Source organism: Bacteroidales bacterium, assembly GCA_031276035.1.
Classification (GTDB): Bacteria; Bacteroidota; Bacteroidia; order Bacteroidales; family BM520; genus RGIG7150.
This window is the reverse complement of record JAISNV010000012.1, coordinates 12,643-29,014: the sequence shown is the minus strand read 5'-3', so window position 1 is coordinate 29,014 and position 16,372 is coordinate 12,643. Positions and strand designations below refer to the sequence as shown.

The 16,372-nt window shown below is 34.9% G+C and carries 11 protein-coding genes; 3 read left to right on the top strand and 8 right to left on the bottom strand.

What is annotated here, in order from left to right:
- The 3 genes from ftsZ (at nt 1) to LBP67_03180 (ending at nt 3,201) form a co-directional block, all read left to right on the top strand.
- Nucleotides 1–1,461: a cell division protein FtsZ gene (ftsZ, locus tag LBP67_03190; GenBank protein MDR2083979.1), complete on the top strand. Its 1,461-nt coding sequence runs from the start codon at nt 1–3 to the stop codon at nt 1,459–1,461.
- 91 nt (nt 1,462–1,552) lie between these two features.
- Nucleotides 1,553–2,206, top strand: a complete 654-nt coding sequence (locus tag LBP67_03185; protein MDR2083978.1) for a hypothetical protein — start codon at nt 1,553–1,555, stop codon at nt 2,204–2,206.
- A 134-nt stretch (nt 2,207–2,340) separates the two neighbouring features.
- Entirely contained in the window at nt 2,341–3,201 is an 861-nt protein-coding gene (locus tag LBP67_03180) for a haloacid dehalogenase-like hydrolase (protein ID MDR2083977.1), read from the top strand.
- A gap of 201 nt (nt 3,202–3,402) precedes the next feature.
- On the opposite strand, the gene LBP67_03175 is transcribed toward LBP67_03180, so the two are convergent.
- The 8 genes from LBP67_03175 to purL form a co-directional block, all read right to left on the bottom strand.
- A complete protein-coding gene (locus LBP67_03175) occupies nt 3,403–3,657 on the bottom strand; it encodes an XRE family transcriptional regulator (protein MDR2083976.1) in 255 nt (84 codons plus the stop codon).
- A gap of 190 nt (nt 3,658–3,847) precedes the next feature.
- The gene (locus LBP67_03170) at nt 3,848–5,623 is read right to left on the bottom strand and encodes a helix-turn-helix domain-containing protein (GenBank protein MDR2083975.1); all 1,776 of its coding nucleotides are present in this window, start codon (nt 5,621–5,623) and stop codon (nt 3,848–3,850) included.
- A 178-nt stretch (nt 5,624–5,801) separates the two neighbouring features.
- On the bottom strand, nt 5,802–6,914 hold the full coding sequence (locus LBP67_03165) for a glycosyltransferase (GenBank protein MDR2083974.1): 1,113 nt from the start codon (nt 6,912–6,914) through the stop codon (nt 5,802–5,804).
- A 29-nt stretch (nt 6,915–6,943) separates the two neighbouring features.
- On the bottom strand, nt 6,944–8,716 hold the full coding sequence (locus LBP67_03160) for a long-chain fatty acid--CoA ligase (GenBank protein ID MDR2083973.1): 1,773 nt from the start codon (nt 8,714–8,716) through the stop codon (nt 6,944–6,946).
- Between the two features lie 95 nt (nt 8,717–8,811).
- The gene (locus LBP67_03155; GenBank protein MDR2083972.1) at nt 8,812–10,578 is read right to left on the bottom strand and encodes a long-chain fatty acid--CoA ligase; all 1,767 of its coding nucleotides are present in this window, start codon (nt 10,576–10,578) and stop codon (nt 8,812–8,814) included.
- A gap of 23 nt (nt 10,579–10,601) precedes the next feature.
- Nucleotides 10,602–11,369 (bottom strand): SDR family NAD(P)-dependent oxidoreductase, encoded by a 768-nt coding sequence (locus LBP67_03150; protein ID MDR2083971.1) that lies wholly within the window; start codon nt 11,367–11,369, stop codon nt 10,602–10,604.
- Between the two features lie 350 nt (nt 11,370–11,719).
- Entirely contained in the window at nt 11,720–12,664 is a 945-nt protein-coding gene (locus LBP67_03145; protein ID MDR2083970.1) for a hypothetical protein, read from the bottom strand.
- Nucleotides 12,661–16,362: a phosphoribosylformylglycinamidine synthase gene (gene purL, locus LBP67_03140; GenBank protein MDR2083969.1), complete on the bottom strand. Its 3,702-nt coding sequence runs from the start codon at nt 16,360–16,362 to the stop codon at nt 12,661–12,663. The genes LBP67_03145 and purL overlap by 4 nt, the downstream gene beginning before the upstream one ends.
- Nucleotides 16,363–16,372 lie beyond the last annotated feature (10 nt).

Below are 16,372 nucleotides of genomic sequence, written 5' to 3'. Positions count from 1 at the left end.
ATGAATATTGATTTAGGTTTCGATTTGCCGATTCAACTCTCATCCATAATTAAAGTAATCGGTGTAGGTGGTGGTGGCGGAAATGCCGTTAACCACATGTATAATCAAGGAATTGCAGGTGTTGATTTTATTGTTTGCAACACTGATAATCAGGCTTTGGAATTGAGCCCAATTACAAACAAGATACAGATCGGGCATTCCGGTTTAGGTGCGGGTTCTATTCCTGAAATAGCGCGTGAGGCTGCTATTGAGAAAGCCGACGTGATTGTTAACAGTATTGTCCCGAATACTAAAATGTTATTTATTATTGCAGGTATGGGCGGCGGAACAGGTACCGGTGCTGCTCCAGTTATTGCCGACCTTGCACGTCAACATAACATTTTAACAGTTGGTATTGTTACTATTCCTTATGAGTTTGAAGGAAGAAGACGCCAATTGCTTGCTGCAAACGGAATTGAAGAACTAAGAAGATGTGTTGATTCTCTTATTATTATTAATAATAATAAATTAAGGGAATTATACGGAAATATGGGATTCAGACAGGTTATGGCTAGTGCCGACCAAGTAATGTGGACGGCTGCTAAAAGGATTGCCGAAATTATTACTCTTCCGGGGTATATTAATGTAGATTTTGAAGATGTTAAAACCGTTCTTAAAGACAGCAAAACTGCTATTATGGGATATGGTGAAGCTTCAGGAGAAAATCGTGCCGAAAGAGTTATCAAAGAGGCTATTAAGTCTCCGCTACTGAACGATAATGACATCAAAGGTTCACAGAAAATATTATTACATATTACATCAGGTAGTAACGAGCTTACACATGATGAAATTGATGAAATCTGCTCATTTGTTTATGATGAGGCCGGTCATCAGGTTGATATTTTCATGGGTTATACTTCCGACGAATCGTTAGGTGAAAATGTATCGGTAAGTATTATTGCTACTGGTGTTGCTGCTAATGATTTGCCGTTGGTAAGACATAAACTGGAAGATGACGACAGTATTACCCCGAACGATAATGCCCCATATAAAAAACAAAATAAAAACAATAATGATGTAGGTAATGAAAGTCCGGTAATCCATACATTAATCTCATCGAAAGTTGAAGATATTAAATCTGAAACTGAAGATGACGGTGAACTGGTCAATAAATATGAGTTGTTTCCGTCTAAGAAAGAAACTGTGGTTGTTACAGATTCCGGTGCAAGTATTAATAAAGAACTTGTAAAAGATTTCTCAGTGAAAAGAGAAAACATGCTGAATTCATTGCGTGAACTTAGTCAACCGCTTTCAATGGAAGAAACGGACAAACTCTGTAACGAACCTGCATATATCAGAAAAAATGTTGTTTTAGAAGATGCCTTCCCTTCATCGGAAAACATTGACAGCGTTATAATAGATAAAAATAATAATGTTGTCAGCAGTAACGGAAATAGGTTTTTAAATCCGATGGTGGATTAGGGAAAAAGCATCAAAGAAGAATAGTATGTATTTCGATGTTGTAGAAAATATATTTTCAAATATAGTATATCTAAAGTAAATAATTTGAAATATGTGGAATATTAAGAAGTTCTTGTTAATTCTGTCGGTAAATTTATTGTTTCTTAGTCCAAATAATTTATTTGCTCAATCATGTGATTTAAAAGATATTGATATTAAGTTATGCAAAATTTATAATGATGATCAACAGGTTAGAATTAGGTTTATTGAAATGATGCAAAACCCTTCAATAGAGTTAATTTCAATACAACATGAAATGGATTCAATAGATGCTATTAATCAAATGTATGTATCCGATTTATTGGATACATACGGTTGGCCGGACAATTTATCTGATAGTGCAAATACAGCTATTTTTCTAGTGATTGATCATGGGGATAATTCATATTCAGAGAAATATTTTAATTTAATAAAAGAAAAAGCTGATCAAGGTGTTATTCAAAAGTCAAATGCAGCTACTCTTGAAGATCGGATATTAATGAGAAGAAATAAACCGCAGAAGTATGGAACTCAAACCAAAAGTGAAATAAAAAATGACGGTAAGGAAAATGTAATTTATATTTGGCCTATTGAAGATACTGAAAAAGTTGATGAATTAAGAATTTCTGTAGGATTAATCCCTCTTAATGCCTATATACAAGTTGTGGAAGATACATATAAAATGAAAGTAATTTGGGATAAGAATTTGTCTGTAAATGATTTTTGAAGTATATTTTCATAAAAGAGATGGATAATTAGTTTGCTGATAAGACAAATTTATACACATCCAATTGCCGAAACATTAATGGCAATTAAACAGATAAACAACAATATTAAAATTCAAAGCAAATAAGACTGTATATGGAAGAAAAATTTAAAATAGCCTTTGCATATGATTTTGACGGTACTTTGGCACCGGGAAATATGCAGGAACATAAGTTTATTCCGGAACTGGGTATCGGTAATCATGAGTTTTGGGAAGAAGCTAATAAAAAGGCTAAAGATAATGATATGGATGAAATTCTTGCTTATATGGAGCTTATGCTCGAGAAGGCGGAAGAGAATCAAATATCAATTAAGAAAGAATCCTTCACAAATTACGGCAAATCAATTAAATTTTTCAAAGGAGTAGAAACTTATTTTGATAGAATTAATAAATACGCCGGCGAAAGGAATATTATCATCGAACATCACATTATTTCTTCGGGATTGAGAGAATTTGTATCCGGAACCATTATCGCCAAACATTTTAAAAACATTTTTGCTTCAGGATTCAAATATAATAAAGATGGAATTGCGGAATGGCCGGCTTTAGCAATTAATTACACCAACAAAACGCAGTATTTGTATAGAATAAATAAGGGAGTTAACAATTCTTACGATAATACTATTATAAATAAATACGTGCCCTATGAAGACAGGGCAATTCCATTTACGAATATGGTTTATATCGGCGACGGAGAAACCGATGTGCCGGCAATGAAGATGATAAAATATCAACGGGGAACCGCCATTGCTGTTTATAATCCTTCTAATAAAATATCTCCTTTAACGGGAAAAACTCTCAAAGACCAATGTCTGGATCTAATCAAGCAAAATCGCGTAGATTATATTGCTCCTGCTAATTATGCAGAAGGCAGCGAATTAGATGAAGTTATTAAGCTGGTAATCGACAAACTGAGCACAGAAAACCGTTTGAGAGAAAAGGTAAAAAATTATTGATATCTATTGATGCGCATTTATTGCTGATAATAGAAGGTTGTATCATGGTTTTCCTTTAAGTCGGAAAGAATTTTGATACAACCTTTTTGTTGATTATCACTTATAAACTTACCTATTTTTGTTAATAAATACTATCCCTAAGATATAAAAATCAATAATTTATTATTGTAAAAAGAAATTTCTATTCCATTATCATTTCTGTTAGTGAAAATGTTTGATATTATTATCTTCCCCATTCGGTTCATTATTTAATCTTTTAGAATAATATGAAAAAAAATCATGATCTAATATTTTTGAGATCATAAGTAGCTGGTCTGTGTTGATATCGGATTTATCAAATATTTTATATATATTGGTTCTGTTGCAATTCAATTTTTTTGCTAACCAGGATGCCGCTCTGCCGTCTTCTTTTAACTTATCACGTATTATGCTGCCTATATGAATTGATTCTTTCATGTTTCTTCGGAGGGAGTAAACTCGCAGTGCAAAAATATAATTTGCAAATATTTATTTGGTCGCAATTGATCAATTGCGACCAAATAAATACTCATTTTAGAAGCATCAGCAATAATTTAATGATGAATTTATATAGATAAAATATAATTCAGGTCGATGAAATACTCTTATCAATAGAATGGAAGTAAGATTAGTCTGCAGATTCCTTATTTACGTTAGCTCTGAATTCGGAAGGAGTTAATCCTGTAACTTTTTTAAAGACTCTATAGAGGCTTTTTCGATCATTAAACCCTGCTCTGTAGGCTATTTCATCTATAGTTGGAAGAATTTTCGCAGGAGACGATATAATTTGTATAGCTTCACTTATTCGATAATCATTAATAAAGTTTGTGAAACTTTTTCCCGTGCAATGGTTTATTATTGCCGATAAATAGGTACGGTTTGTGTTTAATTTGTCGGCTAAGCTTGATAAATCAAACTCAGGATTAGTATATAGTTTTTCCTCTTCAATCATTGTTTGAATTTGTTTCATAAACTCGAGTTCCGCAGATGTAGGTTTATTTAAAATATTTGTGTCGGTATTATTTGGTTCTGTTTTGGGAGTTCGTGAACGAGCCCATTCTTTATTATTCTTTACCAATGCACGGTAAGTATTATTTTTTTTACGATATGAAATAAAGATAATCAAAAACAATATTATAACTATCAGGGTTCCTATTCCTATAGTTATTGCTAATTTTCTGTAATTAACGGCGCGAAGATGCTCGGCATTCAGTTCATCTTCCTTTGCTTTTTGCTCCAAATTCCAATTTCTTTGTTCTACATATAATAATTTCAATGCATTATATTCTTCATATTCCTCTTTCTGAGCAATAAATGCAGAATCCTTATATGTCATCGCCAAATGGTCATTCTGGGTTATAATATAATATTTAGCTAATATCGGATATAATTTTGAATGTGATTTTTGGGGATGCGTATTATTTATATATTCAGTGGCCAGATCAATATATTCTTTTGCTTCTGCAATTTTATTTTGTTTCAGAAATATATCGGCCAATGTTACGGCCGTGCTGAAAGCAAATGAATAATCCATAAATTGAGCCAATTGCTCTTGAGCAAATTTCAACAAAGGGATAGCTTCTTCATATTTTTTGCGAAGAAATAAATTCACCCCGATATTTCCTTTCGCAACTCCTTTCCAAGCCAAATGGTGGTCGTTGTGTGTCTCTTCATGTTTAGTAACATCCAGCATTCGATAAAAATACATATCGGAAGTTTCAAGATCATCATAATAATAACGGCAAATCAGCCCTAATCCGTTAAAAGCAGGTTCCAGTAAAGAACAATGGTTTGCCTCAGTATCCTCAATTATCTTATTGTAGAATAATTCGGCTTCTGTGTAATTACGGAATTTAAAATGCATTCCGGCTATCTCGCAATATGTATAAAGTTTATCCGGTAATTCTTTCGAGGAAATGGAACCCAATTCTTTTTCAAGTATTTTTGCAGTTTCAAAAGTAAGATCATAATCTTTTACAAAGACATAATAAGCATTCATAAGTGCACGTAATGACCTTAATCGGATAATATTATCTCCTTCCTTTTCAGCTTCATCGTATATAGTTTTGTAATCTCTTATCACATCTTCAATAGTATAGGTATTATCCGGGGCCAGACGAGTTTTTGTGCGAAAGTTGTAAGTTATATGTAGTATTTTTGCTTCTAATTCCCAATGACTGTTTTTTGCCAATTTAACCGCTTCATCCATATATGTCATCAAGTTGTAGGCTTGCTCCTGTTCAATAATATCTAACTCATAATGAATACGTTTCATAGCCATTGCATATTCCCCGTAAGATTTACCTATCATAGGCAGAAAAGGATTACTTGCCAATGACTGTGATATTGACAAAAATAATAATAGTATAAAGTTAAGTGTATGTTTTAGTTTAAGGTTGTTCATCAGAATTAATACCCTGAATTAATATAACAAACAAAAAATTAATTCCGGGTTTTATGTAAATTTTTGACAAAAATACGAATTTTTCACAAATAGATTTTAAAAAATATTGTATTCCGAATCTATAAAGGAGATTAAGATGTTGGTAAACATTTAGATATGCGTTAACTCCGAGAGCCTTTTAACTTTCGAAGATCTCTATCAGTTTCTTTTCTTCCTGCTCCCAGCAAAGTTCCTTCCTCGCCCGAAAGAAGATGTTGTTCCTTGTATCAGGATCCATTTTCGTCCATTTTTCAATGGCTTCCTTAATTGAATTTGCCAATGCTTCAGGACTTTCGTCAGTAATTAATTCTCCGATTGAATATTCCGTTAGGATATTGTGTATTTCGGGAAAATCGGTAGCTAAAACCGGAACGCCAGCATGTGCAAAATCGAATATTCTATTCGGCAAAGAATAATAATAATTTAATCCGAGATTATCTAATAAACTGATACCCAAATCGGCGGAAGACGTAATTTCGGCAAGTTCCTCAAACGGAATCCTTCCAAGAAATTCGACTTTCTCGTTTAATTTTCTATCCTCAACATACTTCTTCATTTCAAGAACAATATCGCCGTCGCCGGCAATATAAAACACCATATTATCAATATATTGCATAGCGTCTATCATCCTATCCAAACCTCTTCCTATATTAATTGCGCCTTGATAAAGAAGGATAAATTTATCGTGCTTTTCATTTTGTCTTTTAATATATGGTTTTGTAATAGGAACGTTACGGATAACTTGCATGTTAATTCCGAACATTTCCTTGTAGATGTCGGCTATGGGCTGACAAACCGTATATGAATATTTTAATTTTGGGAACAAATGATTCTCAATTGTTTCCCAAACTTTCCGTACTCTTTTCCTTCCTACGAGTTCAGGTAATTCGGGGAACATTTCGTGTGCGTCGAAAACTAATTTTTTCCTTCTTATTTTGGCGGCATAATAGTTTGCAAGCAATGTATCCGTATCATTGGAAAGAAAAATATCGGCACGAACAAAAAGCAGATATAAGAAAAGCCTGATATTGTAACTAATATAAAATATTGCTTTCCGTTTAAATAATATTTTGAATCGTTTTGTAGCATATTCTCTTTTTACAGGAGCATAAGTGTACTGCATAATCCTACCAATAAGCAGAACTTCGTAACCATTGTTGTGCAAACTTGTAGCAACTTTATGAACCCGCTGATCTGTAACAAGATCGTTGATTACGGAAATAATAACCCTCTTCTTTTTCTTAATCTCCATTAAAAGTAAGTATTAAAACGCGTCTTGTGTTACGTAAACAAATTGCTGATTTCGTCTTTATATTTATTTGCAACAAAATGTCTTTTCACTTTCAATGCTGCAGAGAGTTCTCCGGAATCTACCGTCCATTCGGTCGGAAGCAGAACAAAATTGCTTATTTTTTCGGTAGAACTTAGTCCTTTATTCAATTCAAGAAGATCTTTCCTGTACTTTTCTATTACTTGTTTGGATGTAACCATTTCTTCAACAGAATTAAAATGCAGGTTTTGAGATTTACACCAGCTTTGTAGATTCATAAAATCAGGAACGATAAGAGCGGCGCAGTATTTTTGATTCTCTCCGACAACCATTGCATTATCAATTAGTTGTGATTCTTTGATGTAGTTTTCTACATAATCGGGATTAATATATTTACCGAAAGAATTTTTGAAAAGAGATTTTTTTCTTCCTGTGATAATCAGAAGTTTACCGTCTTTTTCCAACCTTCCGAGGTCGCCTGTGTGAAACCATCCGTCTTTATCAATAACTTCGGCAGTAAGTTCCGGAGCTTTGTAATATCCTACCATCAGCGAAGGACCTTTTGTCAGGATTTCACCGTCGTCCGCAATCTTAACCTGATTCTGTGCCATAATTCCGCCTACAGCATTAAATCCTCTTTCTTCATCTCTGAAAGTAGTAACAGAAATTACAGGAGAAGTTTCCGTAAGTCCGTAACCCGGGAAAATGTTGATTTTAGCGCAAGTGAAAATTCTAACGAGTTTCTCTGAGATAGCAGCTCCGCCCGAAACAATTATTCCCATATTTCCACCTACGGCTTGTCTCCATTTACTGTAAATCAATTTATCAGCTATAGCGCGTTTAAACTCATAAAAGAATCCGTTAGCACCGTTGAGTTCAAATCTTTCCGCGAGAGCAACAGCCCAAAAGAACAATTTATGCTTAATTCCGGTTAGTTGTTTTCCGGTATTAATAATTTTATCAAAAGTTTTTTCAATCAAACGCGGAACCGAGCACATAATGTAAGGTTTGACTTCTTTGAAGTTATCTGCAATGCGGGGAATGTTTTCGGCATAAAAAAGACTCAATCCCAAGTATTGATACATGTAAATAATCATTCGTTCGTAAACATGACAAAGAGGGAGATAACTTATTGCTCTTCTGTATGGTTTGAAAGCAGGGATATGAACAACCCCAAGGAAATTACTAACGATATTTTTGTGCGAAAGCATTACTCCTTTCGGAGTTCCGGTAGTTCCGGAAGTATAAATAATTGTAGCAATATCATCACAGCTTATATCGGTTTTTATGGAATTAAGATTGAAATAATCTTTGTTGTTCTTTCCCAGTTCCATGATATCGTAAATGCTTTCATAACCTTCGATAGGTTTTAATGTGATCACTTTCTTGATATTAGGACATTGCGGTAGAATGGTTTCAATTCTTCGTAACATGTCGTAACCGCTGATAAAAACATATTCGACATCGCTATGATTTAGGATATAAATATGTTCCGATTCACTTATTGTAGGATAAATAGGGACATTGATTATTCCGGCTTGCATCGTACCCATGTCGAAGAAATTCCATTCGGGCATGCTGTTGCTTATTATCGCAACTTTATCGCCTTTTTTCAATCCCATAGCCAACAATCCGTTACTTACATTGTTGGCATAATCAATATATTCCGTAGTAGAATATGTTACCCAGACTTTTCCTTCTTTTCCGCCGAGAATTTCATTGTTTTCGGAAAACCTTTCGGCGCAATGATCTAAAATGTCGAATATACGAGTAACTTTAGCCATATAATTATTTTAATTAAAAATCAATCTTCAAAACCACAAAAACCCAAAAGGAAATTTTTGAATCTATCCTTTTAATGGGCACTGCCGTCAAAGATTTAGTTAAACATTTTCTCTATTTCGTCGGCATATCTTTTAAAAATGACATTACGCTTAACCTTAAGAGTAGCAGATAATTCACCTGTGTCAACACTCCAAGTGTCGGCGATTAACAAAATAGGACCTATTTTTTCAGTTCCGCCTAAAGTTACATTAACTTTATCAACTTCTTTTCGGATTCTTTCTATGATAGTTTTGTTTTGAATCATCTCTTCGTTTGTAGTATAAGGAATGCCTTTAATTTGACACCAAGATTTTAAATGCTCGAAGTTCGGAATTATTAAGGCACCGGCCATTTTTTGATTTTCGCCTAAAACAACCGCAGTTTCAATAAATGATGATTCGGTAAGTTTGTTCTCTATCGGTTGAGGAGCAATCCATTTTCCGCCTGATGTTTTGAAATTTTCTTTCTTTCTACCGGTAATTATCAAATGACCGTCTTCATCGAATCTGCCTATATCGCCGGTATGAAACCAACCTTCATTATCAATAACGGTTTTATTAAGTTCGGATTGACGGTAATATCCTATCATGATATTAGGACCTCTTGATAAAATCTCGCCATCTTCGGCAATGCGAACTTCAATTCCCGGTAACGGAGGCCCAACTGTTCCTATTTTCAAACCTTTTGGTGGAGGTTGAGAAACCGCAATAACCGGAGAAGTTTCAGTTAATCCGTATCCTTCGTATATTGGAATCAATGCCGCATGGAATATTCTGCAGAGTTTGGGGTTTAGTGCCGAACCGCCGGAAACAACAATCCTGAAATTACCGCCGATTGCTTCTTTCCATTTGCTTAAAACCAATTTGTAAGCTATCTTCCATTTTAATTGATACCAAGCGCCGTTAGCTCCATTCAGTTCATATTTTTCCGCAATTCTAACCGCCCAGAAAAACATTCCTTTCTTTATTCCCTTAAGTTTACGACCTTTAGCCATGATGCCATCATATAGTTTTTCCAACACGCGCGGTACGCAGCACATCATGTAAGGTTTGATTTCAAGGCAATTGGCTTGAAATTTCGGAATGCTTTCTGCGTAATAAATTGCAATTCCGAGATATAAATATAGATAGTTTAAAGCTCTTTCATAAACATGCGAAAGCGGCAACAAACTTAACGCACGGGTGCCGTCGCCAAAATCCGGAGTTTTATGCACGCCCATAAAGTTTGTTATAATTCCCAGATGAGATAGCAATACTCCTTTTTGTATTCCTGTTGTACCGGAAGTATAAATCAAAGTTGCCGGATCATTTATTGTGATGGAAGCTTTTATTTCTTCGAGTTTTTCTTTGTTCTGATTTTGTTCACCGAGATGAAGCAATTCCTTCCAATTCGGTAAACCTGCTTCATCATTAAAAATATAAACACCTTTTAAATGTTCCATATTTCCGATGATTGGCTCAAGTTTTTTATACATGGCCATTCCTGAAAGAAAAAGATATTTGATTTGAGCATGATTTAAGATGTGGTTATAGTCTTCAATGCTTATGGTAGGATATATAGGAACATGAACAGCTCCGACTTGCATAACCGACATGTCGATAAAATTCCACTCGGGACGGTTGTTAGTTACTGTAGCGATGTTATCGTTTTTTTCAACGCCGAGTTGCATAAAGGCAAACGACAAATTATCAACGATTTCGCGAAATTCTTTGATGTTGTATTTTTTCCATTCATTGTTTTCTTTACCTGCAAGAACATCGTCTTTAGGTTTGAACGATTCCTCATAATGAGGAAGAAGATCGAAGAGTCTTTTTATTTCCATATTTTATTGTTTAATATATTTTATTATTTTGAATTTCTGCAAACTACGAAAGAGTTGGCTTGTTGTTGACAAGATATAACGATGTCTCGTATTTCAACATGCGACGCTAAAGACGATGTTACAAAAAATGTTATTTGCGCAACATCCTCCGCCGTTAGTGGAGTTATATCCTTATAAACATTGTCTGCTTTTTCTTTGTTTCCTTTGAAACGAACAAGGGAGAATTCCGTTTCGGCCATACCGGGACAAAGTTGCGTAACTTTAATTCCGTATTGAATAAGATCCTGTCGCATTCCGTCTGTAATGCCTTGAACGGCATGTTTCGTTCCGCAGTAAACATTTCCTCCCGGATAAGTTTCCTTACTTGATGTTGAACCCATATTTACAATATGTCCGGTGTTTCGTTTTATCATAAACGGAACAACAGCTTTAGTAACATATAATAATCCCTTAATATTTGTATCAATCATTGTTTCCCAATCTTCAAGATCTCCGTCTTGAATTCCTAATGAACCAAGTGCAAGTCCGGCGTTATTGATAAGTATATCAATGTTTTTCCATTTTTCAGGTAAAGATTCTATCGCATTGAAAACGGAATCTTTATCGCGTACGTCGAAATTCAAAGCTAAGACATTGATTTTATAAGTAAGTTCAAGATGTTTCTTTACATCTTCTAATCTTTCTTTCCTTCTTCCGGTAATTATAAGATCGAAATTATTTTTGGCATAGATTTCCGCAATTGCTTCTCCGAATCCTGAAGTAGCGCCTGTAACTAAAACTATTTTATTCATTTGTTTTGTTTTATTACAATAATTTATTAAAAATAATAATTGACAAAAATAATGAATTTTATTTGAATAATTGTTTTTTGGATGGAAATATAAAAGAATGGAAATGTTAATAGAAAAAAGGAAGCTTGTATATTAAGTAGATAATGTTGATAAGATGAATAAGTTTCTTATAATTTAATATTGATGAAATTTAGTTCTAAATTTATATATTTGTGGCAATAGAAATATATAAATTTACTTAAGTTTTAAGGTTTATTAATTTGACTTTGTTGGAAATGATTTTCAAATATAAATTCGTGTTATTTATAGAATTAATATAGTTTCAAACAGTCATACCCATTCAATAATATTTAGTTCTTAAATATTCCTTTTTGTTTATAATTTTTAAATCCCCATAATCGATTTCCATGAGGAAGAAAGCTTTCAATAAAATTGATAATTCTGTATTTAACAGGAAAAATCTTATTCATATTCGGGTTGGCTCCTGAATATGATAATACTTTTTGCCAATTCATATTTCTAATTCTTTCGTCCATTACTTTCGGGTGACTTCCTTTAAATTCGGGAAAACAACTGATATTTCCGTAATCATGATATGGTTGTTCCTTATAGTTTATATTAGCTATTCCATCATGCAAACTTTTTTGAACAATAATTTTTTTTACCATTTTATATGGATCTCGAGACCAACCGTAATGAAATATAAAAGCATTGTCGAGTAAAATACATCTGAGCATTTGCGTGTCTTTTGTCCTGTAGTAATCTTGGTAATCGAAATTTTTTATTTTCCTGAAAGATTGAGCATCTCTCCAAGAGTGGATATCTTTATCATTTCTTACTATTCGCACCTCTTTAGGATATGCAACATGCCGTGCGGGAATATAATGCTTATAATCCCCATAAATGTGTACATACCTTAACAAGAAACCATCTATTAAAATATCATTAAGATATTTTTTGCAAGCATATTTTATTTCAGGCATTGCTTCCTCATGTAAAACTTCGTCGGCTTGTAAATATATGCACCAATCGCCTTTACATTCCTTCAACATTAAGTTGGTTTGATGTGCGAAAATTTGGCCTCCTCTGTCATATTTAGAGGTATCCCATACCGATTCTATGATTCGAATTTTATCGGAATCAATATTTTTCACCAACTGTAAAGTGTTATCATTGCTCTTTCCGACATTTACAATAAATTCATCAACGATTGGTAATACCGAACGGATTGATTCTTCAATTTGAAAATCAAACCTATCGGCATCTCGAACAATTGTGAAAGCACTTATTTTCATTTCTCAACTCTTTCTTCAATCCACTTCCGGGCATTAACAAATGCCAAAATCCAAGGCGTTATCTCATCATTCTCGCGGGTACGGTAAGGCCATTGCCATGCCAGGAAAGAGCGCTCCAAATGAGGCATTATTGCGAGATGTCTTCCGTCTGCAGAGCATAAAGCAGCAGCTTCATAGTCGGAACCGTTAGGATTTCCGGGATATTCGGAATAAGAATATGTTGCCGGTATATTATAATTAGACTTATCCAACGCCAGATCAAATTTTCCTTCGCCGTGAGCAATCCATACTCCGAGCCTGTAACCGGAAAGCGACGAAAGCATTACAGAATTGTTTTCGTGAATATCTACATTTATAAATGCCGATTCGAATTTATGCGAATCGTTATGCAGCATTTGCGGTTTAATTTCAAGTTCGGGAGTAATTAATTCGAGTTGCATCATTAGTTGACAACCATTGCAAACGCCAAGACTTAAAGTATCTTTTCGTTTGTAGAAATTTTCAAGAGTTGTTCTTGCCCTGTCATTATATTTAAAGGCCGCCGCCCAACCTTTAGCTGATCCAAGAACATCCGAATGGGAAAACCCGCCGACAAAAACAATCATATTTATGTCTTCAAGAGTTTCCCTGCCGCTCATCAAATCAGTAACATGAACATCCTTAACATCAAATCCTGCGAGGTAAAGCACGTACGCCATCTCACGGTCGCACTGACAACCTTTTTCTCTTATAATAGCGGCCTTAATTCCGGAGAAACTTTTTCTATTCAAGTCAATTCCGTAGTCTTTTGCTTTTCCTGTAAAATCTTTGCCGTATTTATAAATCAGGGGCTGGTCAAACATATTGAAATATCTTTGAATTGCAAGATCTCCGGCAATTTGTTTGCTGTTAAATAAGAATGAAGGCCTGTTCCAAATATCTCTAAGATCTGAAATCTGAAATTCAATATCATCATCATTGTAATTGATTGTCAGAAGATCATTTTTTGTAACATCACCGAAATTGTAGAATTCAACACCGTAAGATGAAAGAATCTTTGCAACCTCATTCAAATCGGTAATTTGAATAACAACCGCGGGTTTTTCGCTGAAAGCAATATTGTAGATGTTTTCATTTTCGAAAACATTAAAATCCGCATTAATACCGAGATTTACCGTGCTGAAAGTCATTTCAAGCAAAGTTGTAATTAGTCCGCCTGCCGAAACATCATGACCAGCAATTATGAGATTTTTGTTTATTAATTCTTGAATAGCATTGAAAGTGTTTTTTACATATTCTGCATCGCCGGTGGTTGCGGTTTCATTGCCGAGCGAATTTTGCGTTTGTGCAAAAACAGTTCCGCCCAAGTTAAATTCTGATTTTGAAAAATCGATGTAAAGTAATTTGGATTTTGAAATATTTTTAATTACAGGAGAAATGATTTTATTGATGTCTGTAACTTCGCCTGCAGCGGAAACGATAACGGTTCCGGGTGAAAATACGTTTTCCCCATCTGGATATTTTTGTGTCATAGAAAGCGAATCCTTTCCGGTAGGAATATTGATTCCAAGATCAATACAGAAATTACTGATGGCCTCGGCAGCTTTGTAAAGGCGTGCGTTTTCACCTTCGACTTTTGCCGGCCACATCCAGTTTGCACTTAGTGAAACTCCTTTAATTCCGTCGTTGATGGGTGCCCAAACTATATTTGTGAGAGCTTCACAAACGGCTAATCGTGACGCTTCGGCAGGATCAAGGAGAGCAGCAACGGGAGCGTGGCCTATAGATGTTGCGATTCCCTTCTTACCTTTATAATCTAAAGCCATTGCACCAAGATTATTTAACGGAAGATGAAAAACGCCGGTACATTGTTGCATTGCAGTTTTTCCGCCTACTGAACGATCAACTTTATTAGTCAGCCAATCCTTACATGCAACCGATTCCATTGAAAGAACCTGCATCAAATGTTCTTCAATGTCGTCTATATCAAAATCTTCTATATTTAACTTTTTGTCTTCAGGAGTAATAATCTCTATACTTTTATCTGTAAGAATGGTCTTGGGCGGATTTCCGAAGAAATCATTTAAGGAAAGATCAATCGGCTTTTCTCCGTCACGGTTATCAACAACAACAAACCTCATATCATCGGTAACTTCACCGACTATGTAGAACGGCGAGCGTTCTCTTTCGGCAATTTTTCTAAGCAACGAAATATGTTCTTTTTTAATGATTAAACCCATTCTTTCCTGCGATTCGTTTCCGATAATTTCTTTGTCCGAAAGGGTAGGGTCGCCAACAGGAAGTTGGTCAAGATAAATGATGCCGCCGTTGTTTTCAACTAATTCTGAGAAAGAATTTAAATGACCGCCGGCACCGTGGTCATGAATAGAAATAATCGGATTGTCAGTCATTTCAACCAAAGAGCGTATAGTGTTGGCTACACGTTTTTGCATTTCAGGATTAGACCGTTGAACGGCATTAAGCTCAATAAGATTTTGATATTCGCCGGTGTTTACCGAAGAAACAGCGCCGCCACCCATACCTATTCTGTAGTTGTCGCCGCCGAGCAAAACAATTACGTCGCCTTTTTCCGGTAAAGCTTTGATACTGTCTTTTGATTTTGTAAATCCGACACCTCCGGCAAGCATAATTACTTTGTCGAAACCGAATTTTCTATTCTTTGAAAAATGTTCAAAGGTGAGTACACTTCCGCAGATCAGCGGTTGTCCGAATTTATTTCCGAAATCGCTGGCTCCGTTAGAAGCTTTTATCAGAATGTCTTCCGGCGATTGATATAGCCAATGTCTGGCCGGAATATTTTTTTCCCAGTTATTATTCCCGTTACGAGGGTAAGAAGTCATGTAAACTGCTGTTCCGGCTAAAGGTAAAGAACCTTTTCCGCCGCCGAGTCTATCGCGAATTTCTCCGCCGCTACCGGTAGCAGCGCCATTGAAAGGCTCAACAGTAGTCGGGAAATTATGCGTTTCGGCTTTTAATGAAAGAACGGTTTCAATATCGCTAACTTCAAAATAGTCTGAAGTTTCATGCGTTTTCGGAGCAAATTGCTCGATAATTGGACCTTTAATAAAAGCTACGTTATCTTTATAAGCCGAAACAATGCTGTTTGGATTTTCTTTCGAAGTTTTTTTGATAAGTCCGAACAATGACGAAGGCATTTCTTTTCCGTCAATAATAAAAGTGCCGTTAAATATTTTGTGTCTACAATGTTCCGAGTTAATTTGTGAGAAACCGAAAACTTCACTGTCGGTAAGTTCGCGGCCTAAAGATTTACTGAGACTTTCAAGGTAATTAATTTCGTCCTCGCTAAGAGCAAGTCCTTCTTTCTTATTATATTCGGCAATATTTTTCACATATATAATAGGCTCGGCCACTCTATCTGTTTTAAAAACAAATTGATTGAGGTTTTCATATTTCATTTGTAACATCGGATCAAAAGGATCTTCAGGATTATATTTGAAGAATTCTTCGATTCTACTAATTCCGTGAATTCCGGCATTTTGAGTAATTTCAACCGCATTTGTACTCCAAGGAGTAATCATTTCCTTTCTTGGGCCGATAAAAAAACCTTCTACACTATCGGAATCAATATATTCCGCATTACCGAAAAGCCATGAAAGTTTTGAAATTTCCTCATTATTTGGATAATGATTCATTTCAGTTACAAATATTATGTTGCTATGTTTGAAAAATACGACCATCTTTTTTTAT

What these genes read in the sequence shown, in the direction of transcription:
- ftsZ (MDR2083979.1), top strand. Translation starts at nt 1, where the DNA reads ATGAATATTGATTTAGGTTTCGATTTGCCGATTCAACTCTCATCCATA.
- LBP67_03155 (MDR2083972.1), bottom strand. Translation starts at nt 10,578, where the DNA reads ATGGAAATAAAAAGACTCTTCGATCTTCTTCCTCATTATGAGGAATCG.
- LBP67_03165 (MDR2083974.1), bottom strand. Translation starts at nt 6,914, where the DNA reads ATGGAGATTAAGAAAAAGAAGAGGGTTATTATTTCCGTAATCAACGAT.
- LBP67_03150 (MDR2083971.1), bottom strand. Translation starts at nt 11,369, where the DNA reads ATGAATAAAATAGTTTTAGTTACAGGCGCTACTTCAGGATTCGGAGAA.
- purL (MDR2083969.1), bottom strand. Translation starts at nt 16,362, where the DNA reads ATGGTCGTATTTTTCAAACATAGCAACATAATATTTGTAACTGAAATG.
- LBP67_03145 (MDR2083970.1), bottom strand. Translation starts at nt 12,664, where the DNA reads ATGAAAATAAGTGCTTTCACAATTGTTCGAGATGCCGATAGGTTTGAT.
- LBP67_03175 (MDR2083976.1), bottom strand. Translation starts at nt 3,657, where the DNA reads ATGAAAGAATCAATTCATATAGGCAGCATAATACGTGATAAGTTAAAA.
- LBP67_03180 (MDR2083977.1), top strand. Translation starts at nt 2,341, where the DNA reads ATGGAAGAAAAATTTAAAATAGCCTTTGCATATGATTTTGACGGTACT.
- LBP67_03160 (MDR2083973.1), bottom strand. Translation starts at nt 8,716, where the DNA reads ATGGCTAAAGTTACTCGTATATTCGACATTTTAGATCATTGCGCCGAA.
- LBP67_03185 (MDR2083978.1), top strand. Translation starts at nt 1,553, where the DNA reads ATGTGGAATATTAAGAAGTTCTTGTTAATTCTGTCGGTAAATTTATTG.
- LBP67_03170 (MDR2083975.1), bottom strand. Translation starts at nt 5,623, where the DNA reads ATGAACAACCTTAAACTAAAACATACACTTAACTTTATACTATTATTA.